We start from the raw sequence: 23,493 nt of genomic DNA, 5'->3' as shown, positions 1-23,493 counted from the left end.
CTCCTCTTTTAAAAATTTGAACATTCTTTTAACGTAATACCTACTATTGTTATTCTTTATCACAAAAAAACTAGAGCCAGTCCTTGACAGACTCCTCTAGTTCTAAATATTATTCTTTCTTACGCATCCGTTGCTCCGCATGAGTGTATGCGCCATGCCACACGTGCCCCACATAAGGATTAACTTGAATACCGTGTTTAATCGCCGCCGCTACAAATTCTTTCGCTAAAGTTACTGCTTCTAACACCGAATAACCTTTCGCCAAGCCAGCTGTGATCGCCGCTGAAAAAGTACAACCTGCACCATGATTATAATCAGTAGGATATAATTCATTTTCCAAAAGATGCGCGGTGTGACCATCGTAAAATAAGTCCAGTGCTTTTTCCCCAGCTAAGCGATGTCCCCCTTTAACCACGACATGTTTGGCTCCCATTTGTACAATTCGTTTTGCCGCTTCTTCCATCTCCGCCACGGAAGAAATTTCGCCTAAACCAGATAAGATGCCCGCTTCAATTAAATTAGGCGTGGCAACTAATGCTAATGGCAGTAAATCGTTTTTTAGGCCTTCCACACTTTTGGGTTGCAGAATTTGTGCCGTTCCCTTACAAGCAATGACTGGGTCAATCACGACTTTTTGAATTTTCTCTTGTTTAATGTACTTGCTAGCCATTTTAATATTTTGTTCATTACCCATCATCCCTGTTTTCAAAGCCGCTACTGGACCGCCTGCAAAAACCGAAATCAATTGTTTTTCTAAGAGCGTTTCTGGCAATTCAGTTACTTCATGTGACCAATCTGTCGTAGGATCCATCGTCACAATCGAGGTTAAACTTGAAAACCCAAAAACTCCATACTCTTCAAATGTTTTTAAATCTGCTTGAATTCCTGCCCCTCCTGTTGAATCGGAGCCTGCAATCGTCAATACTTTTTCCATTAAATCACCTAACCTTTTTCTCCAAGTATACTGAAGAAACAAGTCTGCTAAAACAGCCAATTGGCTTATTTTTTAGCCAGCCAATTTTTAAACAAAAAAAGACCAGAGAATAAATTCTCTGGTCTTACGTCCGAATACCCCAGTTTTTCACGCTGGTTAAAACTATAGTTAAAAAGTTAATTATTTAACGATTTCAGTAACAACGCCTGAACCTACAGTACGTCCGCCTTCACGAATAGAGAAACGAGTTCCGTCTTCGATAGCGATTGGGTGAATTAATTCAACGTCCATAGCAACGTTATCACCAGGCATTACCATTTCAGTACCTTCTGGCAATTCTACAACACCAGTAACGTCTGTTGTACGGAAGTAGAATTGAGGACGGTAGTTAGTGAAGAATGGAGTGTGACGTCCGCCTTCTTCTTTTGATAATACGTATACTTCAGCTTTGAATTTTGTGTGTGGAGTGATTGTAGCTGGTTTAGCTAATACTTGTCCACGTTCGATATCTTCACGTGCTACACCACGTAATAAAGCACCGATGTTGTCGCCTGCTTCAGCGTAGTCTAATAATTTACGGAACATTTCAACACCTGTAACAGTTGTTTTAGATGTTTCGTCTTTAATACCAACGATTTCAACTTCGTCACCAACGCGAACTTCACCACGTTCAACACGGCCTGTAGCAACAGTACCACGTCCAGTGATTGAGAATACGTCTTCGACTGGCATCATGAATGGTTTGTCAGTATCACGTTCTGGAGTTGGGATATATTCGTCAACTGCAGCCATTAATTCTAAGATTTTTTCTTCATAAGACTCGTCGCCTTCTAAAGCTTTCAAAGCAGAACCTGCGATAACTGGAACATCATCGCCTGGGAAATCGTATTCTGATAATAAGTCACGAACTTCCATTTCTACTAATTCTAATAATTCTTCGTCATCAACCATATCCATTTTGTTTAAGAATACAACGATGTATGGTACACCAACGTTACGTGATAATAAGATATGTTCACGTGTTTGAGGCATAGGACCATCAGCAGCAGAAACTACTAAGATAGCTCCGTCCATTTGAGCAGCACCAGTGATCATGTTTTTAACGTAGTCCGCGTGTCCTGGGCAGTCAACGTGTGCATAGTGACGAGTTTCAGTTTCATATTCGATATGAGAAGTGTTGATTGTGATTCCACGTTCTTTTTCTTCTGGAGCGTTATCGATAGAATCGTAGCTTTGTGCTTCCCCGCCACCGTGTTTTGATAATACAGTAGCAATTGCAGCTGTTAATGTAGTTTTACCATGGTCAACGTGTCCGATAGTACCAATGTTAACATGGGATTTAGAACGGTCAAATTTTTCTTTTGCCATTTTGAATGTTCCTCCTAAAAATATAAATTTTATTGTTTGTTTTATATGTGATAGACGTTACTAAAAATCGTCTGATCATCATAAGCTATTTTACACGAAATCTTGAAAAAAGGATAGTTCTAAAAACAAACCTTTTATTCTCAAGGAAAATTATGCGTTGCCGCCGTTTTTCTTGATGATTTCTTCTTGAACAGACTTAGGTACGTCTTCATAGTGGTCAAATACCATCATAAATGTACCGCGTCCTTGTGTTGCTGAACGTAATGTTGTAGCATAACCAAACATTTCAGCTAAAGGTACCATCGCATTAACGATTTGAGAGTTACCGTGTGCTTCCATACCTTCAACACGTCCACGACGACTTGTTACGTGTCCCATGATATCACCTAAGTAATCTTCAGGAACAGTAATTGTAACTTTCATCATTGGTTCTAAAATAACTGGGTTTGCATTTTTAGCCGCAGCTTTCAATGCCATAGAAGCAGCTACACGGAAGGCCGTTTCATTTGAATCGACATCGTGGTATGAACCATCGTAAAGTTTTGCTTTGATATCAACTAATGGATAACCAGCAAGAACACCGTTGTTCATAGAATCTTCTAACCCTTTTTCAACTGCTGGGATGTATTCACGAGGAACCACACCACCGACAATTGCGTTTTCAAACTCGAAGCCTTTACCTTCTTCATTTGGTGTAAATTCAACCCATACGTGACCGTATTGTCCTTTACCACCAGACTGACGAACGAATTTACCTTCTGCTTTAGTCGCAGCACGGAATGTTTCGCGGTAAGATACTTGAGGAGCACCTACGTTAGCTTCAACTTTGAATTCACGTTTCATACGGTCTACTAAAACGTCTAAGTGCAATTCACCCATACCAGAGATAACTGTTTCACCAGTTTCAACGTTTGTTTCAACGCGGAATGATGGATCTTCTTCAGCAAGTTTTTGTAGAGCCACGCCCATTTTATCTTGGTCAGCTTTTGATTTAGGTTCAACAGCGACTTGGATAACTGGGTCAGGGAATTCAATAGATTCAAGAATAACTGGTGCATCTAATGCACATAATGTATCACCAGTTGTTGTGTCTTTTAGACCAACAGCAGCAGCGATATCACCAGAGTACACTTTGTCAATTTCTTGACGAGTGTTGGCGTGCATTTGTAGGATACGACCGATACGTTCTTTTTTGCCTTTTGAAGCGTTCAATACGTATGAACCACTTTCAAGGACACCAGAATAAACACGGAAGAAAGTTAAACGACCTACGAATGGGTCAGTCATAACTTTAAATGCTAATGAAGCGAAAGGTGCTTCGTCATCAGCTGGACGAGTTGTTTCTTCGTCTGTTTTAGTATCGATCCCTTTGATAGCATCGATATCTAATGGAGATGGTAAGTAATCAAGAACAGCGTCCAACATTAATTGAACCCCTTTATTCTTGAATGCTGAACCAGCTAATACAGGGAAGAACTCAACGTTGATTGTTGCTTGACGGATACCAGCGACTAATTCTTCTTCAGTGATTTCTTCACCTTCAAGATATTTCATCATTAAGTCTTCGTCAGTTTCAGCAACAGCTTCAACTAATTTTTCGCGCCATTCTTGCGCTTTTTCTAAATAATCTTCAGGAATATCAGTTTCTTGAATATCTGTTCCCAAATCATTTGTGTAGATTTCAGCTTTCATTTTAATCAAGTCAATGATTCCAGTGAAGTCTTCTTCAGCTCCGATTGGAATTTGAATTGGATGAGCGTTTGCTTGTAAACGATCATGTAATGATTCTACTGAATAGAAGAAGTCCGCACCGATTTTATCCATTTTGTTACAGAATACGATACGAGGAACTTTATATTCAGTCGCTTGACGCCAAACAGTTTCTGTTTGAGGTTCTACACCTGATTGAGAGTCAAGAACTGTTACCGCACCATCTAATACGCGTAGAGAACGTTGTACTTCAATTGTGAAGTCCACGTGTCCTGGAGTATCGATGATATTTACACGGTAGCCTTTCCACTGTGCAGTTGTCGCAGCGGATGTAATCGTGATACCACGTTCTTGTTCTTGTTCCATCCAGTCCATTTGTGAAGCACCTTCATGGGTTTCACCGATTTTATGGATTTTACCAGTGTAGTACAAGATACGCTCAGTTGTTGTTGTTTTACCAGCATCAACGTGGGCCATGATACCAATGTTACGAGTTTTTTCAAGTGAAAATTCTCTTGCCATTTTGTATGTTTACTCCTCTCTTTATTTAAATCGATTGTAAATTGACTTTCTGCTGCCACTTTACGCGACAGACAGAGAGGATCTTACCAACGATAATGAGCAAATGCGCGGTTTGCGTCTGCCATTTTGTGTGTGTCTTCGCGTTTTTTAACAGAAGCGCCAGTGTTGTTAGCAGCATCCATGATTTCTTTCGCTAGACGTTCTTCCATTGTGTGTTCACCACGTAGACGTGCGTAGTTAACTACCCAACGTAAACCTAAAGTTGTACGACGTTCTGGACGAACTTCAACTGGTACTTGGTAGTTAGAACCCCCAACACGACGTGCTTTAACTTCAAGAACAGGCATAACGTTTTTCATTGCTTGTTCAAAAACTTCCAATGGATCGTTACCTGTAGATTCTTTGATGATATCAAATGAATTATAGATAATGTTAGCAGCAATCCCGCGTTTACCGTCGACCATTACACGGTTGATTAAGCGAGTTACTAATTTTGAGTTATAAATTGGATCTGGTAAAACATCACGTTTTGCAACAGGACCTTTACGAGGCATCCGTAACTCCTCCTTCCGAAATATGATTTTTCAAGTTGTTATTGTCTTATTATAATTAAGCTTTAGGACGTTTTGTACCGTATTTAGAGCGGCTTTGTTTACGGTCGTTAACACCGGCAGTATCAAGCGCACCACGAACGATATGGTAACGTACCCCTGGTAAGTCTTTTACACGTCCACCACGTAATAATACCACGCTGTGTTCTTGTAAGTTGTGACCGATACCTGGGATATAAGCTGTAACTTCGATTAAGTTTGACAAACGAACACGGGCATATTTACGTAAAGCTGAGTTCGGTTTTTTAGGTGTCATCGTACCCACACGTGTACAAACTCCACGTTTTTGCGGAGAGTTAACGTTTGTTTGAGTTTTCTTAAAACTGTTATATCCTTTGTTTAAGGCTGGTGAATCAGATTTTTCTACTTTAGATTTACGAGGTTTACGTACTAATTGGTTAATTGTAGGCATTCCTTGTTCTCCTCCTTCCTTACTTCGCTTCTAGTTCCACACATCCAGGTGGTTCTTTTTTCGCGATAAAAAATAATGCAATCTCTGCACTCTTTATCAAATATGCTTTGATAGACAGTCAGCACGTCCCTATAAGGAACCTGTAGATAAAGCACCTTTGTTAGGATACCACGATAAGTATCAACTGTCAACCCTCTTCTTTCGCCTTTCGAAAAAAAGCTTTTCCTTCTATTTAAACGTACTTTTCCTTTAAAAATTTTTATGACTTTTTCAAAAACTTTCTATCTTTTTTAGTTAAATAACGGTACAATATCTTTGACTATTGAAGGGGGCGGAAAACAGCGATGAATCTGAAACAAATGGTAGGAATCGAAGCTGCAAAATATGTAGAAGACGGCATGATTGTCGGTTTGGGTACTGGCTCAACAGCAAAATTTATGGTAGACGAAATTGGTCGTCGCGTAAAAGAAGAAGGATTGTCAATCGTGGGGGTTACTACTTCAAAAGAAACAGAGAAACAAGCCTTAGCCTTGGGCATTCCTTTAAAGGGTATTGATGAGGTTCCGTATGTGGATCTTACGATTGATGGCGCCGATGAAATCAGCGCTGATTTTCAAGGAATCAAAGGCGGTGGCGCTGCCTTACTTTTTGAAAAAATTGTGGCCACTTATTCAAAGAAATGTATTTGGATTGTGGATAAATCAAAAATGGTGGACGATTTAGGGGCTTTCCCACTTCCAGTTGAGGTTGTTCCTTATGGCAGCTGCCAACTAGTGCATTTATTTGAAGAAAAAGGCTATCACCCAGCACTTCGTCTAAACGCTGCTGGCGAAACATTAATAACAGATGGAGGCCACCATATCATCGATTTGCATTTAGAAAAAATTACAGATCCAGAAGCTTTAGGTTCTTATTTAGACAACTTAGTTGGCGTCGTTGAACACGGCTTATTTTTAAATATGGTTTCTATGGTAATCGTCGGTTATGAAGATGGACCGAAAACCTTACATGTTCCCGCACGTTAAGAATGTGTGAAAAAAGATTATTTATATAGGAAGGATAATATATGAAACGAATTGGTTATGCACGCACAACTATTATTGAAGACGATTTAAAAAATCAACTAACCACTCTCCAATCGTTTGGTTGTGATGATATTTTCCAAGAGACATTTGATCCTCAAGCGGAGATCAGTGTCTTAGACGAAGTCGAAAAACTTCTTTCTGCTGGGGATACACTTATTGTTTGTAAATTGCACCATTTAGGTAAAACAACCCGCCAATTAACAGACTTTATGAAAATGTTAAAGGAAAAACAAGTTGATTTTGTCAGCATTTCAGAAGGAATTGATACTCACCTTCCAACAGGTGAAGCCTATTTCCAATTAATGGAGAGCTTATCTGCGATGGAATGTGCACTAATTAAAGAACGAACACTCGTTGGGCTCCACAAAGCTCGTGAAAACGGAAAAGTAGGTGGACGTCCAAAAATCGATGGACGCACCGTCCGCAAAATCCGTGCATTATATTACGAAAACAAAGAAACCATCCAGTTTATTTCTAATAAATGCGGCGTTTCGGTGGGCACTTGTTATAAGTACATCAATTTACCTGAGACAGATGTCGAACGGCTGTATTCCTAAGAATAAAAAAGAAGTCCTTCAGATGGGGCTTCTTTTTTGATTCGATTTCACTCTAATTTTTCAGCAACTTTCACGTTTTTTTACTATTTTCCATTGGAAATCTTGCGCAAAACGGTGTACAATAAACGTGGAAATCTTATTTTCAGAAAACTAAACTCAAAGGAGAGCTTATACATGCCAAAATTAGTTTTTTCTCGTCATGGACTTAGCGAATGGAATGCCTTAAACCAATTTACTGGATGGGCTGACGTAGATTTAGCACCTGAAGGTGTTGAAGAAGCAAAAGAAGGCGGCCGTAAAATTAAAGAAGCAGGCATCGAATTCGACGTTGCTTATACTTCTGTTTTAACTCGTGCCATCAAAACTTGTAACTATTTACTAGAATACTCAGATCAATTATGGGTACCTCAAATCAAATCTTGGCGCTTAAACGAACGTCACTATGGTAAATTACAAGGACTAAACAAAAAAGAAACTGCTGAAAAATACGGAGACGAACAAGTCCACATCTGGCGTCGTTCTTACGATACTCTTCCTCCATTAATGGAAGCAACAGATGAAGGTTCTGCAGCAAACGACCGTCGTTATGCAATGTTAGACCAACGCGATATTCCTGGTGGCGAAAACTTGAAAGTTACTTTGGAACGTGCATTACCATTCTGGCAAGATGAAATTGCGCCAGCTTTAAAAGACAACAAAACTGTCTTAGTAGCGGCTCATGGTAATTCATTACGTGCTTTAGCTAAACACATCGAAGGCATTTCTGATGAAGATATTATGGATCTTGAAATCCCAACAGGTAAACCATTAGTTTATGAATTAAACGATGATTTAACTGTGAAAGAAAAATACTACTTATAAGAACTTGTTTCTTATTAACAAAAGCGGTTTGCCAAGGCAAACCGCTTTTTTATGGATTAAATAAATTGACTTTCGGTTAAACAATCTTTATAAATCGCTACTATATCCGCTGCATCCAATGGTACATAAGCCTTTTCAGCAATTGCACTATGGGCCACAGCTTGTTGTGCCATTTCTTCAAATTTATCTGCTTCGATGCCAACTTCTGGTAATGTCATTGGAATGCCACAAGCCACAAAGTAATCATACAATGCTTGAATACCTTTTTTCGCTGCTACTTCCTCTTCTTGTTCGACTATTCCCCAAACATTTCGAGCAAACTGTGCAAACTTGCCAACGGTTTGTTCAGACAAAACGTAATTCATCCAACGAGGCGTTAAAATTGCTAAGCCAATCCCATGCGTAATGTCATAAAACGCACTTAATTCATGTTCCATTGGGTGACAAGACCAAACACCTTGTTTGCCGCGCCCTGTTAAACCATTTAAGGCTAAACTACTTGCCCACATTAAATTAGCACGTGCATCATAATCTTCTGGATTTTCTAAAGCAATAGGACAATTTTTGATAACCGTTCGCATTAAGCCTTCTGACACAAAATCTTGGACGTCCGTGCCTGTCGAAATACTAAAATAGTTTTCAATCAAATGACTGAAAATATCCGCTGAGCCAGCTGCTGTTTGATTTTGAGGAACCGTAAAAGTATTCGTTGGATCCAAGAACGAAACTTTTGGAATCATATTCGGACCACCAAAGCCTAATTTTTGATTGGTTTCTAAGTTAGAAATGACAGCACCTGCGTTCATTTCACTACCTGTTGCTGCTAAAGTCAAGATGGTCACGATTGGTAAAGCAGGACCAGTATACCCTTTTCTGGCTGCAATGACTGTCCAGATATCTTCTTCCGAATAAAAGCCCGCAGCTATTGCTTTGGAACAGTCAATGGTTGAACCACCGCCAACTGCTAAAATAACATCGACTTGGTTTTCTTTACACAACTCAATTCCTTTTCTAACGGTTTCAATGCGCGGGTTTGGTTCGACACCGCTCAACTCAATCAGTGTATGCCCGTTTTTTTGGGCCAAATCAGTAATTTGTTGGTACAAGCCATTACGTTTGATACTACCGCCACCATAAACAAGTAAGACATTTTTGCCAAATTGATCTAACACAGCAGGTAATTCGTCTAAACGATCTTTCCCAAAACGGATGTCTGTTGGTACATAAAAATTAAAGTTTTCCATTCTTTCATCCTCCATTCAATGCTCTTACGCATTTATCATACTATTTTTTCAAAAATCCGCCAATAAAAAAGCCGAGCAAATGACAGTTGCTTTCACAACGACCAATTGACCCAGCTTTTGATTCTTTTTTATAACGAATCGCTTGTTTTGATTAACAAATAAAGAAAATAAGGCGCACCGATGATCGCAACAATAATCCCTGCAGGCATTTCTCCATTGCCAGGCAATAGCCGACCAATCGTATCACTAACCAATAAAAGTAAACTACCAAACAACGCCGCCAATGGCAATACCTGTTTTTGTTGTGTAAAACCACATTTGCGAGCAATATGTGGCGCAAGTAAACCTAAAAAATTAATTCCCCCTGTAACGGAAATCGCTGAAGCCGCCAACATCACCGCTAACAGCAACGAAACGATTCGTTCTTTTTTCACAGCAATACCTACAGAAATAGCTGTTTCGTCCCCCAATTGTAAAATATCCAACAGACGATGACGCTTCATCGCAAAAAAGAACCCGATGACTAGCCAAGGCAACAAAGCACCCACAAAGAACCAATTACTGCCCCAGATACTGCCTGCTTGCCACATTGTAACAAAACGGTACTTTTCAGTGTCAATTTTTGATGTAATTAATAAGGTGAGTGCTGAAATACCCGTACTCAAAATGACACCCGCTAAGACCATTCGAACTGGCGTCAATCCTAAACGATGATGATACGCAATTACCAAAATCCCAACAGCCGCTAGCAAGCCGCCAACTAAGGCCACGAGCGGAAGTGCAAACGTCGTGATACTTGTCGTCTCAACAAAACTAATAAACAAAATCACTGCCAAACCCGCACCCGCATTAATGCCTAAAATCCCAGTATCTGCTAACGGATTCCGAGTAATCCCTTGAAGAATAGCGCCGCTTAAGCCTAAAGCTGCGCCCGCTAGGACCGCAAGCACAATCCGTGGTAACCGAAAATCCCAAACTAACAGTTGTTTGGCCTGACTTCCCTGTCCCAAAAGAAGGGCTTTTAAATCCATGAAGGAAACAGATAATTCCCCTTGCGTTAAACTGATACAAGCAGTTAGGATAATCCCAACTATTAAGATAGCCACCCAACGGGACACTTTTTTCTGTGTCATCCTAGTTGCCCTCCTTTACGAAATAAATAAAGAAAGAATGGGATGCCAATTAAGGCCGTGATAATCCCAAATGGTGTTTCAAAAGGCGGATTCACCATTCGAGCGATTAAATCTGCCACCAAAACGAGGAGCGCACCGCCTAACGCCGAGAACGGAATCAAGCGACGGTAATTTTCTCCAGAAACTGTTCGCATCACATGAGGCACCACCAAACCAACAAAACTGACCGAGCCAACTAGCGCCACAGACAATCCTGATAAAAGCAAAATCGTTATACTGGCAAACAACCGAATACGCTGCGGATTTCGCCCCAAACCAATTGTTGCATCATCGCCAAACCGTAAAATAGTCACCGACGGACTAATCAGAATTGCTAATGCAAATGCGCCCAGAAAGATCGGGACGACTATTTTTAATTGTGCCCAAGAAATAACGCTGACACCGCCAAGAAACCAAAACGTTAACTCTTGACTCAAATTGAACTGAATGGCTAAGAATTGACTAAATGATAAAAAAAGGGCACTAATACCTGCTCCCACCAAGGTCAGACGCATGGGGCTTGCTCCTCGAATTGAATGATTAGAAAGATAATAAATCAGTGCCACACTCACGCCGGCACCAAGAAAAGAAACAACTAAAAGCCACCAATAACTTGCCTGAGGGAGGAAAGCAAAAACAAGCGCTAAGCCCAAGCCAGCCCCGGCATTGATACCCAGCAAGCCAGAATCTGCCAATGGATTTTGCGTAATCCCTTGCGCTAACGCCCCACTCACCGCTAAACTTGCTCCCACAAAAGCGGCCCCTAAAATCCGCGGCAACCGAACCGTTTGGATGACTTGATGCGCTTGATTGGTCGCATCGAAGTGCGTAAATGAATCAATAATCGTTTGAATCGAAACCGACGTCGCACCAAACATCAGCGACAGAAGCATTGTCCCCAGCAGCAAAAAAAGACAGACAAGCAACACTTGCCATTGGTGTCTATAAAATCCGCTTATGCCTTTCATCCATCCAGCTCCATTTCCATCAACTCATAAGAAAGCACTAGTGGCCGCTGTGTCTGACTATGATAACTAATTTCTGCTTGAATAGCGAAAACATCTGCTAAGCCAGTAACAGTAATCACTTCTTGCGGTGTTCCCTCATTGATAATCTTTCCCTCTTTCATCGCAATCACGCGATCAGAAAAACGAGAAGCTAAATTAATATCATGAATCGTCATCACGATAGTTTTCTGATGTTCTTGATTAATTCGTTTTAACACATTTAAAATTTCTAGCTGATGTGCTGGATCCAAATAGGTGGTCGGTTCATCTAAAATTAAAATATCTGTATCCTGTACTAGCGCCATAGCAATCCAAACCCGTTGACGTTGTCCACCTGACAAAATTGCCACAGACTCTCTAGCTAACTCAGTTAAGCCTGTTAATTCTAATGCCCATTGTATGTACTCTTGATCTTCTGCGGTGACACTTTTCCAGCCCGATTGATAAGGATATCGCCCGAAAGAGACGAGGTCAAAAACAGATAAATCGATTGTATTTTCTGGCGTTTGTGATAAGATCGCTAGTTCTTGCGCCACTTCTTTTGAAGAAAAATGTTGAAGTTCTTGGTTCTTAATGAACACCTTGCCTTTCTCAGCTGGCAAAATACGCGCAAGTGTTTTTAACAAGGTCGATTTGCCACAACCATTTGGTCCAATAATACTTGTAATAGTTCCCGCTTCAAATGAACAGTTCAGCACTTCACTAATCACTTGACGACCATATCCTGTAGTTAAGTCCTCTGCCTCTAAATAATTCATAACCATTCCTCTTTAATTTTTCTGTCGTTATTTTACATTTATTGAGAATCGTTCTCACTCATTGTTCCTTGATTATAAAAGACCCTTCCTTAAAAAGCAATGTTTCTTCCAATCAAAAAACAAATTATCTAAAAAATGCAACTTATTTGCTCAAAAAAGCAAGCGATGATTGACAAACGGTCGTTTTTAACTGATAATGAGAATCGTTATCAACTAAAAATAAAGGAGTTACACAATGAAACTTTTAAAAAAGACGGTCCTAATTGGTACAACCCTTCTTCTTGGTTCATTCTTACTCGCAGCTTGTGGTAATACGAATAAAGAAGCCAACAACGCTGACAAAACACATGAAGTAACAGATACCTTAGGCAATAAAGTAACCGTCCCCGCGAAACCCAAACGGATTATTGCGAGTTATTTAGAAGATTATCTAGTTGCATTAGGAGAAAAACCAGTGGCACAATGGACAGTTGGACAAGGCAGCATTCAAGATTATTTAGCGAAAGAATTGAAAGATGTCCCCACTATTTCCTATGACTTGCCATATGAAGCGGTTCTAAAATTTGAACCTGACTTATTATTAATCAGTTCATCTGCTCTAGTTGAAGGTGGTAAATACAAAGAATACAGTAAAATTGCGCCAACTTATGTAGTCAAAAACGGCGAAAATGTCACTTGGCGTGATCAATTGGAAGATATTGCCACTGTTTTAGATAAAAAAGAACAAGCGAAAAAAGTGTTAGAAGATTATGATACCTTAACCAAAGGCGTCCAAGAAGACCTTGGCAAAAAAGATGCTGGCAAATCTGCGGCAGTCTTATGGGTAACCAACAACCAAGTCTTTATGGTTAGCGATAATCGCTCAAGCGGAACCGTGCTCTATCAGGACTTAGGCCTCCAAGTTCCAAAATTAGTGGAAGAAATTTCTAAAAATGCTACTGCGGATTGGAATCAAGTTTCTTTAGAAAAATTAGCTGAGCTTGACGCAGACCACATTTTCCTTGTAAACAGTGATGAATCAGCACCTCTTTTCCAAGAAGCAATTTGGAAGAACTTACCTGCTGTGAAAAATAACCAAGTTCATACCTATGATAAAAAAAGTAGTTGGTTATACAACGGACCTATTGCGAATACCCAAATTGTTGAAGATGTAAAAAAAGCGCTCTTAAATTAAAAAAAATGCTTGGATGATTGTTTTCATCCAAGCATTTTTTTAATTAGCAATTGCCGTTTCTAAACCAACTTCAATCATTTCATTAAACGTCGTTTGGCGTTCTTCTGCCGTTGTTTCTTCGCCTGTCACCAAGCTATCACTCACCGTCATAATCGCCAATGCTTCTACATCAAATTTTGCTGCTAAATAATATAACATTGCCGCTTCCATTTCAATCGCTAATACCCCGTATCGACCTAAACGAAAGACATCATCTAAGCTATCTTTGTAAAAAACATCATCCGACAATACGTTACCAACATGGGTAGTAAAGCCTTTTGCTTTAGCAATTTCGTAAGATTTGAGTAAAAGGTCGAAGCTCGCAATTTGTGGAAAATCATATTTAGGAAAATCATTGCGAATCGCGGAAGAAGGCGTCGCTGCTGCTTGTGCGATAACTAATTCACGAACGTTGACTTTTTCTGAAATAGAACCACACGTACCAACACGAATTAACTTCTTCACATCGTAAGAGTTGATTAACTCATGGGCATAAATACCTGCTGAAGGCATCCCCATCCCTGTTCCTTGGACCGAAACACGCTGTCCCTTATACGTTCCTGTGTAACCTAACATCCCACGAACTTGATTATAGCAGACAGGATTCTCTAAAAAAGTTTCCGCAATATATTTTGCTCGGAGGGGATCCCCTGGTAGTAAAATTTTATCGGCAATTTCACCTGGTTTTGCTTCGATATGCACACTCATTCTGGTTTACTCCTTTTTTATAAAGCTGCTAGTGTTGCTTTCACTAACTCTTTGAATTGTCCTTTAACGCGTTCAGTTGTTTCAACTACTTCTGCATGATTTAAACTACTTTGCATACCAGCTGCTAAATTCGTAATACAAGAGATGCCTAGTACTTTCATGCCACTATGCACAGCTACAATGACCTCCGAAACAGTTGACATGCCAACTGCATCCGCACCCATCGTCCGTGACATCCGAATTTCTGCAGGCGTTTCATATGTCGGGCCAGAAAAGCCCATATACACGCCTTCTTTTAAATCAATATTTTGTTCCGCAGCCACTTTTTTTGCCACTTCCCGATATTCTTGCGTGTAAGCATGACTCATATCTGGAAAACGCGGCCCGATTTCTTCATCATTTTCACCAATTAACGGATTATCGCCTGTAAAATTAATGTGGTCATTGATTAACATCAAATTCCCCGGTGTATATGTTTCATTTACGCCACCAGCTGCGTTGGTTACAATCATTGAATGAATGCCTAAAGCAGCCATCACACGAACGGGATAAGTGACCGTTTGCATCGAATGTCCTTCATAATAATGAAAACGTCCTTGCATCGCCAAAACTTTTTTTCCAGAAAGCGTTCCGTAAACTAATTGTCCAGCATGTCCAACGACTGTTGAAACAGAAAAATGGGGAATTTCAGAGAAAGGAATAGCAATCGCATCGGTTATTTCATTAGCTAATTCACCTAACCCAGAACCTAAGATTAGACCGAAGTCTGCTTGTTGCACCCCTTTTTCTTTCAAAAACTCAGTTGTTTCGTTTAAATGGTTCGTTAACGTTGTCATGTGTTGCCTCCTCGAATTATTGTAATTGATTTAAAAAGCTTTGACCGTTTTCCGTTGCAGGAACTTCAAAGTTTTCAGCAATCGTTGCTGAAATATCTGAATAAAATCCTTGTGGCAAGCTGCCTTGTTTTGTCATTTTTTTACTATAAGCCAATAAAGGCACATATTCACGTGTATGGTCTGTTCCTGGGAAAGTTGGGTCATTCCCGTGATCTGCTGTAATTAAAAGCAAATCATCTTCGGCCATAGCTGCCATAATCTCTGGCAAACGACCATCAAAATCTTCGATGGCTTTTGCATAGCCCTTTACATCACGACGGTGGCCATACAGCGCATCGAAATCCACTAAGTTAGTAAAACTTAAACCTGTGAAATCTTTGTTCATGACCGTTAATAATTGATCCACCCCATCCATATTGCTCTTCGTGCGGATAGCTTCAGTAATTCCTTGTCCATTAAAGATGTCGTTAATTTTCCCAACAGCGATCACATCATTGCCGTTTTCTTTTAACGAATCTAAAACAGTATGGCCAAAAGGATCTAAAGCATAGTCATGACGGTTACTGGTTCGAGTGAAATTACCTGGTTCACCAACATACGGGCGAGCGATAATCCGACCAATCATATAAGGTTCGTCTTTCGTAATGTCACGAACATATTGACAAATTTTATACAATTCTTCTAATGGAATAATGTCTTCATGCGCCGCAATTTGTAAAACAGGGTCTGCTGAAGTATAAACAATTAAATCCCCTGTTTTCATTTGATGTTCGCCATAATCATCAATGACTGCTGTCCCGCTATATGGTTTGTTACAAACAACTTTTCGCCCAGAAAAATCTTCAATTTGTTTCAGCAATTCTTCAGGAAATCCGTTTGGGAATACCCGAAAAGGTTTTTTGATGTTCAAGCCCATAATTTCCCAGTGACCGGTCATAGTATCTTTTCCAACAGAAATTTCTTCTAATTTGGTAGCATAGCCATCGTGGTCTGCCACTGCTTTGACACCTGTTAAAGGAGCAATAGTTCCCAATCCAAGTTTTTCTAAATGAGGAATGGTTAGTCCCGCTTCTTTGGCAATATGACCCAGTGTATCACTGCCGACATCTCCAAATTTTTCAGCATCTGGTGCTTCACCAATACCGACTGAATCTAGTACGATTAAATGAACACGTTTAAACACACTTGCTTCCTCCTCTAAGGTCGTAAATACGTCAAGAATGACAATTATTTTACGCTAGCCTTTTAAATAGTCTCGAGAATCAAACAGAATAATCTATTTATTCTCAGCTCTTCAATTATACCATGAATCCGCTATTATTGCGTGAAAGAGCATTAAAATTTTCACTGATTCCTTCGATTTTAGCAGGGCTTAAAAACTGAAAGAAAAAAAGTCTCCCACCGTAATTAGGAAACTTTTTTATTGTTTTTTTCGAATAGCCTGCTCCTTAAAAAGAACACTACTCTTTATACCATCGAAACTTTTAACACTCCAAGCGGTCTCCCTCTTTTGGCACATTTAAATACCAGATAACCGCTTCTGATAAAATCACACCAATGCCAATGGGCGGATAAAAATAAATGCCGATATATCCGATTGCGAAAAGACAAAGATGAATGATTTTTGTTGCCTTACTATAAGATTTCGATTTTCTTAACTTAGCTGCACCCTGTGGATCTTTCACTGCATTGTCTTCATAAATGATCCTTGTTAGCAAGAAGTAAGCAAAATCCCAAACCGTATACACAACAAGATAAAAATAAACAGGTGCCCGCATCCACCAAAATTCACTCACCCAAGCAGTTGCTACCGGAATGAAGGCCATGGAGAATAACCAAAAATTATTTGCCCAAAACGCTTTTTTAGAAAACCAATGAGTTACGGACATTATGTAATGATGATTGTACCATGCGATACAGATAAAAATAAAACTGACAATAAACGATAAAAAATATGGGATATTTTCTATCAAACCTGCCAAAACACCCACTTGAGGAGTCTTAATTTCTAAAATCATGATGGTCATGATGATGGCAATGACTGCATCACTAAATGCTTCTACACGTGTTTTATTCATTGAACGTCCTCCACTTTTCCTATTCTTACTATAAACAAAAGTATAGCAGAAAAACCAACGATTTTTGAAAAAAAGCTGCTAGACCTGTTTGGTTTTTTTCAAAATTTCGACACTTCCTTCGAATTGTAAAAAACAGCCAAAAGAAAAAAGTAAAGTTATCTTTATCAACTCGCTTTTTTGCAGTGAAGCAGTGCCTAATGCCGCTTGTGTTCAACTGATTATCCTAAGAAAAGAAATGGCCCCCCGTCGCTTTGACGGAGGGCCCATTTCTTTTCTTATTTCGTTTTGACGTAATTTTTCCCGTTCGCTTTTGGTCCCGATGATTTTCCGAAGAACACAACTAGGACTAAAATGGTCAATACGTATGGTGCTGCTTGTAGATAAACTTTTGGAATTTCTGAAATAATTGGTAAGTTTTCCCCAGCAATACTTAAGTTTTGTGCAAAGCCAAAGAATAAGGCTGCGCCCATTGCCCCAAGTGGATTCCATTTACCAAAGATCATTGCGGCCATTGAAATAAACCCTTGTCCTGCAATTGTGGTAATCCCAAAACGACCCGCAATACTTTGAGCAAAGACAGCTCCGCCCATACCGCCTAAGAAGCCGGATAGCAAGACGCCAGAATAACGCATTAAGTAGACATTAATTCCCAATGTATCTGCCGCTTGTGGATGTTCTCCCACAGAACGTAACCGTAAGCCAAAACGTGTTTTATAAATGACAAACCAAGCTAAAATCGCAATCAAAATTGCTACGAAAGCTGGCAAAGAGGTTTTTGCAAAGAATAGTTCACCAATCACTGGAATTTTTGACAATCCTGGGAAAGAAAAATAACCAAATGATTGTGTAATCATATCTGTTTGTCCTTTTTGATAAATAACTTTTACTAGGAAAACCCCTAGCGCCGGTGCCATCAAGTTAATGACAGTACCACTGATAATATGATCTGCTCGTAAGTTAATAGTTGCAACGGCATGTAAGAGAGAAAAGACAATCCCGACAACGCCTCCTACTAAACAAGCAATCCATGGTGTCGCCGCGCCAAATGTATCAGCAAACGTCAAGTTAAAAACGACCGAACTGAAAGCGCCCATTACCATAATACCTTCCAAGCCAACGTTAACCACACCACTTCGTTCTGAGAACGTTCCGCCTAATGCTGTCAAGATGAGCGGAGTTGCATACACTAATGTTTGCGTGATGATTGAGGAAATTGTTGCTAAATCCATTAGATGTCTCCCCCCTCTTGATTGTTTTTGTCTGGCGCCGCTTCAATTGTTTCTACAATCGCTACTTCTTTTTTACTACCAGACGCTTTTGCTAACAAGAAACGAATTAAATAACTAATTCCCACAAAGAAAATAATTGCTGCAATAACAACATCAACTAATTCGGTTGGTACACCAGCTATCAACGGCATTCCTTGTCCACCAAGTTTTAACATTCCAAACAGTAATGCGGAAAGTAAAATCCCGATTGAGCTACCTGCTCCTAATAGAGACACGGCCATACCATCGAACCCAATGCTCAACGATGTGTTTTGAATAAAGAAGTTTTGGAAAGTCCCCAATCCTTGGACCGCACCACCTAAACCAGCCAGCGTTCCTGAAATCATCATGGATAAAATAATCGTTCGCTTGCTGCTCATTCCAGCATATTCAGAAGCAAATGGATTTAACCCCACCGATCGAATTTCAAAACCAAGCGTTGTTTTTTTCATCAAGAACCACACAAGAATAAGGAAAATGAAGGCCAAGAAAATGCCGATGTTCAAACGAGAGCCATCACTGATACTTGTTAAAAACGGTGAGCGTAATGATGCATTCGCACCAATCATTTTGGTAATTCCTTTATTCGCCATAATACTTGGTTTCATGACATTATTAGCAATATGATTTCCTGTGTACAATAAAATATAATTCAACATAATCGTAACAATAACTTCACTCGTCCCAAAATAGGCACGCAAGAAACCTGGAATGGCTGCTGCTAAAGCTCCTGCAACCGCCCCAACAATAATCGCCACCGGCAACGCAATCATCCGGGGTGCATCAGGCATGGATAAAGCGACCCAAATACTAGCCACCCAACCACATAAGGCTTGTCCAGAAAGCCCGATATTAAAGAATCCAGCCGAATTTGCCACCGAGAATCCTAAAGCGGTAAAAATCAACGGTGCTGCGGTTACAAAAATCTCACCAATACTTTTCTTTCCTTGGAAAGCTGTTTCAAACATCGCTTGATACCCAGCCACTGGGTCATAGCCAAAGATAACCATAATAATTGCCCCTAAGAGGAAACCCATAATAACAGATAACACAGGGACTAAAATATTTCTTATTTTTTCAGAACGATTATTCAACAGTTTCACCTGCCTCTACTTTTGATAACTCAGCACGGGCTTCTTCCAATGAGTAGCCAGCCATTAACAAGCCCAATTCATTTTCTGTCGTTTCTTTCGGATCAACAATTCCGACAATTTCCCCCGCATGAATAACAGCGATACGATCAGAAACATTTAAAATTTCATCTAATTCAAAACTTACTAATAAAACAGCTTTATTTTTATCTCTTTGTTCAATTAGTCGACGATGAATGTATTCAATAGCTCCGACATCTAAACCGCGTGTTGGTTGAGAAACAATCAACAAATCTGGATCGCGGTCAACTTCTCGGGCAATAATCGCTTTTTGCTGATTCCCACCTGAAAGCGCCCGAGCTGGTACTAATTCATTAGGAGTCCGTACATCATATTCTTCAATTAATTCACGGGCATGTTTGTTAATCATTCGATAGTTTAAAATACCTGTTGAACTGTATGGTTTTTGGTAATACGTTTGTAGGCCAATATTTTCAGCCAATGTCATCTCTAATACCAAGCCATATTTATGTCGGTCTTCAGGAACGTGGGCGACACCCATTTCCGTAATTTCCCGAGGTTTGCGATTAGTAATCTCTTTTTCATTCAAATGAATGGACCCGTTTTCGACTTTGGTTAATCCTGCTAAGGCTTGGATTAATTCTGTTTGTCCATTGCCATCAATCCCCGCAATTCCAACAACTTCCCCTGCTCGGACATCTAAGCTAAGATTTTTCACTGCATCTAAGCCGCGGCTTTCTTTCACTACTAAATCTTTAATTGATAAAATTGTTTCTTTCGGTTGCGCTGGTTTTTTCTCTGTTTTGAAAGAAACAGAACGGCCCACCATCATATCGGCTAACTGTTGCGAAGAAACGTCTTTCACATTGACGGTGCCAATACTTTGCCCCCGGCGAATAACCGTACAACGGTCCGCCACTTTTTTAATTTCATCTAACTTATGTGTAATTAAAATGATCGATTTGCCTTCATCGGTTAGTTCTTTCAAAATAATCATTAATTCATCAATTTCTTGTGGCGTTAATACTGCGGTTGGTTCGTCAAAAATTAAAACGTTCGCACCACGATATAAGGTCTTTAAAATTTCAACCCGTTGTTGCATACCCACAGAAATATCGCGAATATAGGCATTGGGATTTACATCCAACCCGTATTGCTTAGACACTTCTTCAATCTCTTTTTTCGCTTTTTTCCGGTCTAAAATACCGCCATGGGTAGGTTCACTACCTAAGATAATATTTTCAGTCACAGTAAAGGCTTCAACTAACATAAAATGCTGATGGACCATTCCGATTCCTAAACGATTGGCTGCAGTAGGACTTGTAATGTTGACTTTTTCGCCATTCATATAAATCTCACCTGAGGTCGGTTCCAATAGCCCTGATAAGATATTCATCAAGGTCGACTTGCCTGCACCATTTTCACCTAGCAGTGCGTGGATTTCACCAGGTTTTACTTGTAAATCAATTTGGTCGTTGGCTTTGAACGTCCCAAATTCTTTGGTGATTTTACGCATCTCAATTACGTTTTCTTCTTGAGACAAGGTCTATTCACTTCCTAACAAAATTATATTGGCAATACTTTAGAGGGTAATTTTGACCCTTAACTAAGTAGTTGAAGAACCTCAACTATTTAGTTAAAAATCCAAACATCATAAAGGGTTCCCTTGGCAGCCGTCGCTGCCAAGGACCACTTCATTTTTAGAAGGAACAATAATGAGCCCTTCTTTTTTCATTTAGGAGCTTAAATTATTCTGGTTTTTCTGGGACTTTTACGTCACCTGAGATTACTTTATCTTTTGCTGTTTTAACAGCTTCTTTTGTTTTGTCGTTTAAATAGCCGTCTGTTAAGTCAACGCCACCATCTTTTAATCCATAAACTAAATGTTCGCCACCAGGGAATTTGTCTTCTAACGCACGGTTGGCAATATCTTGAACCGCTGTGCCGACACCTTTAAGTGTTGAAGTTAACGTGAAGTTGTCTTCTTTGCCGTCTTTTGTTTTGTACTTGCCATCAGCATCTTGATCACGGTCAACACCGATTACCCAAACTTTGTCGCCAGAACCTGATTCATTCAAGTCTTTTGCTTCTTGGAAGACCCCTTGTCCAGTCGCACCAGAAGCATGGAAGATGATATCAACGCCGTTTTGGTACATTGCAGCAGCTAAAGCTTTCCCTTTGGCAGGATCAGCAAATGAAGCCGCATATTTTGTATCAACAGTAATTTCTTTACCTAATTCTTTCGCAGCATCAGCCACACCTTTTTCAAAACCAGCTTGGAAACGGTCAATTACGACCCCTTCTTCACCACCAACAAAACCGACTTTGTTCGTTTTTGTTTCGTTTGCAGCAGCAACACCGGCTAAGTAAGCTGCTTCATTATCTCTAAATGTTGCAGAAACGACATTCTTTTTGCCATCGATTTGATCATCGATTAAAACAAAGTTTGTATCAGGGTTGGCATCTGCTGCAGAAGAAATTGCATCTTTTAGCAAGTAGCCAATACCAAAGATTGTGTTGAATTTACTTGATACCGCTTGGTCAATATTTGTTGTATAGTCAGCTGCATCATTCGATTGAATATATGCATACCCTTTTGAACCTTCTGGTAAATCATGTTCTTTACCCCAAGCTTGCAATCCTTCCCAAGAAGATTGGTTGAACGACTTGTCATCCACGCCGCCTGTATCTGTAATGATTACAGCACTATGCGCTGCATCCCCTTTGCCACCGCCGCTTTCAGCGGTTTTTCCTTTGCCACCACCACATGCTGCAAGTGAAACTGATAAACCTAATGCAATCAAACTAAAACCGAATAATTTTGCTTTTTTCATTTCTGTAAAGCCTCCTAAAAATAGTTTAATGTATTTAAACAACTAAGTTGTTTCTAAGGTTGGTCTGGGACTTTTACGTCACCAGAGATGATTTGTTCTTTGGCTTCTTTAACTGCCGTTTTGGCTTGATCGCTTAAGGCTTCTGTTGTTAAATCAACACCGCCATCTTTCAATCCATAAGTTAAATGTTCGCCGCCAGGGAATTTATCTTCTAATGCAAGATCAGAGATTTTTTTCACAGCAATATTTACACCTTTAATGGTTGAAGCTAACGTTAAGTTATCATCCTTGCCATCTTTGGTTGTATATTTACCGTCTTCGTTTTGGTCACGGTCAACACCAATCACCCAAACTTTATCTTTTGAACCTGTTTCATTTAGCGCTTTGGCTTCTTGGAAGATTCCTTGTCCTGTAGTCGCCGCTGCGTGATAAATAATGTCGGCACCTGCTTGATACATAGAAGAAGCTAAGGCCCGTCCTTTTGAAGCGTCTGCAAATGTCCCTGCATAAGTAGACGTAATTTGAATATCTTTGCCTAATTTTTTGCCAGCGTCTGCTACACCTTTTTCAAAACCAGCTTGGAAACGGCCAATAACAGGTCCTTCAACCCCGCCGATAAATCCTACTTTGTTGGTTTTCGTAGTGTTAGCTGCTGCCACACCTGCTAAATACGCAGATTCATTATCTCTAAATGTTGCAGAAGCGACGTTGTTTTTCCCATTAACTGTATCGTCGATTAGAACGAAATTCGTTTCTGGGTTGGCGTCCGCTGCATCTACTACTGCATTTTTTAGTAAATAGCCAATGCCAAAAATCGTTTTAAATTGACTTGAAATGGCTTGGTCAATGTTTGATGTATAATCAGATGCTTCATTTGATTGAATATACGCATACCCTTGAGGTCCTTCTGGAAGTTTGTGCTCTTTGCCCCACTCTTGCATTCCTTCCCACGCAGATTGGTTAAAAGATTTGTCATCAATGCCGGCTGTATCTGTGACCATTACGACACTATGTTGTGGATCACCTTTTGTGTTGGCATTCTTTTTGCTATTGCCGCCACATGCAGCTAACCCAATGGTTAAGGCAACTGCTGCCAATCCTAGACCTAAAAATTTTGCTTGTTTCACTTTCCGAAAAGCCCCCTACTATTTTATCTATTATTTCATTCGCATTTATGCTATTGAAATCTACTTTGAGCCCAAC

At 39.9% G+C, this 23,493-nt stretch carries 22 protein-coding genes; 4 read left to right on the top strand and 18 right to left on the bottom strand.

Annotated features, from left to right (window positions below; translation table 11 throughout):
* Window positions 1-109: 109 nt before the first annotated feature.
* The 5 genes from thiD to rpsL form a co-directional block, all read right to left on the bottom strand.
* Window positions 110-934 carry a bifunctional hydroxymethylpyrimidine kinase/phosphomethylpyrimidine kinase gene (gene thiD, locus IGK54_RS00695; protein WP_430603110.1) on the bottom strand — a complete coding sequence of 275 codons (825 nt, stop codon included), beginning with the start codon at window positions 932-934 and terminating at the stop codon, window positions 110-112.
* Window positions 935-1,114: 180 nt separating this feature from the next.
* Window positions 1,115-2,302: an elongation factor Tu gene (gene tuf, locus IGK54_RS00690; protein ID WP_002356194.1), complete on the bottom strand. Its 1,188-nt coding sequence runs from the start codon at window positions 2,300-2,302 to the stop codon at window positions 1,115-1,117.
* A gap of 150 nt (window positions 2,303-2,452) precedes the next feature.
* Complete coding sequence (gene fusA / locus IGK54_RS00685; RefSeq protein WP_002356192.1) at window positions 2,453-4,534, bottom strand: elongation factor G; 2,082 nt, start codon at window positions 4,532-4,534, stop codon at window positions 2,453-2,455.
* Between the two features lie 83 nt (window positions 4,535-4,617).
* A complete protein-coding gene (gene rpsG, locus IGK54_RS00680; RefSeq protein WP_002356191.1) occupies window positions 4,618-5,088 on the bottom strand; it encodes a 30S ribosomal protein S7 in 471 nt (156 codons plus the stop codon).
* A gap of 55 nt (window positions 5,089-5,143) precedes the next feature.
* Window positions 5,144-5,557, bottom strand: a complete 414-nt coding sequence (gene rpsL, locus IGK54_RS00675) for a 30S ribosomal protein S12 (RefSeq protein ID WP_002356190.1) — start codon at window positions 5,555-5,557, stop codon at window positions 5,144-5,146.
* A 344-nt stretch (window positions 5,558-5,901) separates the two neighbouring features.
* On the opposite strand from rpsL, the gene rpiA reads away from it, so the two are divergent.
* The 3 genes from rpiA (at window position 5,902) to gpmA (ending at window position 8,060) form a co-directional block, all read left to right on the top strand.
* A complete protein-coding gene (rpiA, locus tag IGK54_RS00670) occupies window positions 5,902-6,582 on the top strand; it encodes a ribose-5-phosphate isomerase RpiA (protein WP_002383851.1) in 681 nt (226 codons plus the stop codon).
* Window positions 6,583-6,623: 41 nt separating this feature from the next.
* Window positions 6,624-7,199, top strand: coding sequence for a recombinase family protein (locus IGK54_RS00665; protein ID WP_002356188.1), 576 nt, complete (start codon window positions 6,624-6,626; stop codon window positions 7,197-7,199).
* Between the two features lie 174 nt (window positions 7,200-7,373).
* Complete coding sequence (gene gpmA / locus IGK54_RS00660; protein WP_002359343.1) at window positions 7,374-8,060, top strand: 2,3-diphosphoglycerate-dependent phosphoglycerate mutase; 687 nt, start codon at window positions 7,374-7,376, stop codon at window positions 8,058-8,060.
* A gap of 56 nt (window positions 8,061-8,116) precedes the next feature.
* Here the strand turns inward: gpmA and IGK54_RS00655 are convergent, their stop codons facing one another.
* The 4 genes from IGK54_RS00655 to IGK54_RS00640 all read right to left on the bottom strand — a co-directional run bounded on the left by IGK54_RS00655 (window position 8,117) and on the right by IGK54_RS00640 (window position 12,247).
* A complete protein-coding gene (locus IGK54_RS00655) occupies window positions 8,117-9,319 on the bottom strand; it encodes an iron-containing alcohol dehydrogenase (protein ID WP_002408242.1) in 1,203 nt (400 codons plus the stop codon).
* A 113-nt stretch (window positions 9,320-9,432) separates the two neighbouring features.
* On the bottom strand, window positions 9,433-10,437 hold the full coding sequence (locus tag IGK54_RS00650) for a FecCD family ABC transporter permease (RefSeq protein ID WP_002392918.1): 1,005 nt from the start codon (window positions 10,435-10,437) through the stop codon (window positions 9,433-9,435).
* The gene (locus tag IGK54_RS00645; protein ID WP_002356184.1) at window positions 10,434-11,444 is read right to left on the bottom strand and encodes a FecCD family ABC transporter permease; all 1,011 of its coding nucleotides are present in this window, start codon (window positions 11,442-11,444) and stop codon (window positions 10,434-10,436) included. Before IGK54_RS00645 ends, IGK54_RS00650 begins: the two co-directional genes overlap by 4 nt.
* On the bottom strand, window positions 11,441-12,247 hold the full coding sequence (locus IGK54_RS00640) for an ABC transporter ATP-binding protein (RefSeq protein ID WP_185938141.1): 807 nt from the start codon (window positions 12,245-12,247) through the stop codon (window positions 11,441-11,443). The genes IGK54_RS00645 and IGK54_RS00640 overlap by 4 nt, the downstream gene beginning before the upstream one ends.
* Before the next feature lie 229 nt (window positions 12,248-12,476).
* Here IGK54_RS00640 and IGK54_RS00635 point away from each other — a divergent pair, with 229 nt between their 5' ends.
* A complete protein-coding gene (locus IGK54_RS00635) occupies window positions 12,477-13,415 on the top strand; it encodes an iron-hydroxamate ABC transporter substrate-binding protein (protein ID WP_002361532.1) in 939 nt (312 codons plus the stop codon).
* A 39-nt stretch (window positions 13,416-13,454) separates the two neighbouring features.
* On the opposite strand, the gene deoD is transcribed toward IGK54_RS00635, so the two are convergent.
* The 9 genes from deoD to IGK54_RS00590 all read right to left on the bottom strand — a co-directional run bounded on the left by deoD (window position 13,455) and on the right by IGK54_RS00590 (window position 23,417).
* The gene (gene deoD / locus IGK54_RS00630) at window positions 13,455-14,162 is read right to left on the bottom strand and encodes a purine-nucleoside phosphorylase (protein ID WP_002359338.1); all 708 of its coding nucleotides are present in this window, start codon (window positions 14,160-14,162) and stop codon (window positions 13,455-13,457) included.
* A 17-nt stretch (window positions 14,163-14,179) separates the two neighbouring features.
* On the bottom strand, window positions 14,180-14,998 hold the full coding sequence (locus IGK54_RS00625) for a purine-nucleoside phosphorylase (protein ID WP_002356180.1): 819 nt from the start codon (window positions 14,996-14,998) through the stop codon (window positions 14,180-14,182).
* A 16-nt stretch (window positions 14,999-15,014) separates the two neighbouring features.
* Window positions 15,015-16,181, bottom strand: coding sequence for a phosphopentomutase (gene deoB, locus IGK54_RS00620; protein ID WP_002356179.1), 1,167 nt, complete (start codon window positions 16,179-16,181; stop codon window positions 15,015-15,017).
* Window positions 16,182-16,482: 301 nt separating this feature from the next.
* On the bottom strand, window positions 16,483-17,076 hold the full coding sequence (locus tag IGK54_RS00615) for a TMEM175 family protein (RefSeq protein ID WP_002359336.1): 594 nt from the start codon (window positions 17,074-17,076) through the stop codon (window positions 16,483-16,485).
* A 275-nt stretch (window positions 17,077-17,351) separates the two neighbouring features.
* Window positions 17,352-18,305 (bottom strand): ABC transporter permease, encoded by a 954-nt coding sequence (locus IGK54_RS00610; protein ID WP_002356172.1) that lies wholly within the window; start codon window positions 18,303-18,305, stop codon window positions 17,352-17,354.
* The gene (locus tag IGK54_RS00605; protein ID WP_002356171.1) at window positions 18,305-19,438 is read right to left on the bottom strand and encodes an ABC transporter permease; all 1,134 of its coding nucleotides are present in this window, start codon (window positions 19,436-19,438) and stop codon (window positions 18,305-18,307) included. Before IGK54_RS00605 ends, IGK54_RS00610 begins: the two co-directional genes overlap by 1 nt.
* The gene (locus IGK54_RS00600; protein WP_002381361.1) at window positions 19,431-20,999 is read right to left on the bottom strand and encodes an ABC transporter ATP-binding protein; all 1,569 of its coding nucleotides are present in this window, start codon (window positions 20,997-20,999) and stop codon (window positions 19,431-19,433) included. The genes IGK54_RS00605 and IGK54_RS00600 overlap by 8 nt, the downstream gene beginning before the upstream one ends.
* Window positions 21,000-21,204: 205 nt before the next feature.
* On the bottom strand, window positions 21,205-22,290 hold the full coding sequence (locus IGK54_RS00595) for a BMP family lipoprotein (protein WP_002356169.1): 1,086 nt from the start codon (window positions 22,288-22,290) through the stop codon (window positions 21,205-21,207).
* Between the two features lie 53 nt (window positions 22,291-22,343).
* Window positions 22,344-23,417: a BMP family lipoprotein gene (locus tag IGK54_RS00590; RefSeq protein ID WP_002356168.1), complete on the bottom strand. Its 1,074-nt coding sequence runs from the start codon at window positions 23,415-23,417 to the stop codon at window positions 22,344-22,346.
* Window positions 23,418-23,493 lie beyond the last annotated feature (76 nt).

This window comes from Enterococcus sp. DIV2384 (assembly GCF_050534975.1).
Taxonomy (GTDB): domain Bacteria; phylum Bacillota; class Bacilli; order Lactobacillales; family Enterococcaceae; genus Enterococcus; species Enterococcus faecalis.
Note: the sequence above shows the minus strand (reverse complement) of the source record. Positions and strands in the feature narration are given on the sequence as shown.

Excerpts from the sequence above, each read along its gene's own strand:
- thiD (WP_430603110.1), bottom strand. The coding sequence starts at position 934 with ATGGAAAAAGTATTGACGATTGCAGGCTCCGATTCAACAGGAGGGGCA.
- tuf (WP_002356194.1), bottom strand. The coding sequence starts at position 2,302 with ATGGCAAAAGAAAAATTTGACCGTTCTAAATCCCATGTTAACATTGGT.
- fusA (WP_002356192.1), bottom strand. The coding sequence starts at position 4,534 with ATGGCAAGAGAATTTTCACTTGAAAAAACTCGTAACATTGGTATCATG.
- rpsG (WP_002356191.1), bottom strand. The coding sequence starts at position 5,088 with ATGCCTCGTAAAGGTCCTGTTGCAAAACGTGATGTTTTACCAGATCCA.
- rpsL (WP_002356190.1), bottom strand. The coding sequence starts at position 5,557 with ATGCCTACAATTAACCAATTAGTACGTAAACCTCGTAAATCTAAAGTA.
- rpiA (WP_002383851.1), top strand. The coding sequence starts at position 5,902 with ATGAATCTGAAACAAATGGTAGGAATCGAAGCTGCAAAATATGTAGAA.
- IGK54_RS00665 (WP_002356188.1), top strand. The coding sequence starts at position 6,624 with ATGAAACGAATTGGTTATGCACGCACAACTATTATTGAAGACGATTTA.
- gpmA (WP_002359343.1), top strand. The coding sequence starts at position 7,374 with ATGCCAAAATTAGTTTTTTCTCGTCATGGACTTAGCGAATGGAATGCC.
- IGK54_RS00655 (WP_002408242.1), bottom strand. The coding sequence starts at position 9,319 with ATGGAGGATGAAAGAATGGAAAACTTTAATTTTTATGTACCAACAGAC.
- IGK54_RS00650 (WP_002392918.1), bottom strand. The coding sequence starts at position 10,437 with ATGACACAGAAAAAAGTGTCCCGTTGGGTGGCTATCTTAATAGTTGGG.
- IGK54_RS00645 (WP_002356184.1), bottom strand. The coding sequence starts at position 11,444 with ATGAAAGGCATAAGCGGATTTTATAGACACCAATGGCAAGTGTTGCTT.
- IGK54_RS00640 (WP_185938141.1), bottom strand. The coding sequence starts at position 12,247 with ATGGTTATGAATTATTTAGAGGCAGAGGACTTAACTACAGGATATGGT.
- IGK54_RS00635 (WP_002361532.1), top strand. The coding sequence starts at position 12,477 with ATGAAACTTTTAAAAAAGACGGTCCTAATTGGTACAACCCTTCTTCTT.
- deoD (WP_002359338.1), bottom strand. The coding sequence starts at position 14,162 with ATGAGTGTGCATATCGAAGCAAAACCAGGTGAAATTGCCGATAAAATT.
- IGK54_RS00625 (WP_002356180.1), bottom strand. The coding sequence starts at position 14,998 with ATGACAACGTTAACGAACCATTTAAACGAAACAACTGAGTTTTTGAAA.
- IGK54_RS00615 (WP_002359336.1), bottom strand. The coding sequence starts at position 17,076 with ATGAATAAAACACGTGTAGAAGCATTTAGTGATGCAGTCATTGCCATC.
- IGK54_RS00610 (WP_002356172.1), bottom strand. The coding sequence starts at position 18,305 with ATGGATTTAGCAACAATTTCCTCAATCATCACGCAAACATTAGTGTAT.
- IGK54_RS00595 (WP_002356169.1), bottom strand. The coding sequence starts at position 22,290 with ATGAAAAAAGCAAAATTATTCGGTTTTAGTTTGATTGCATTAGGTTTA.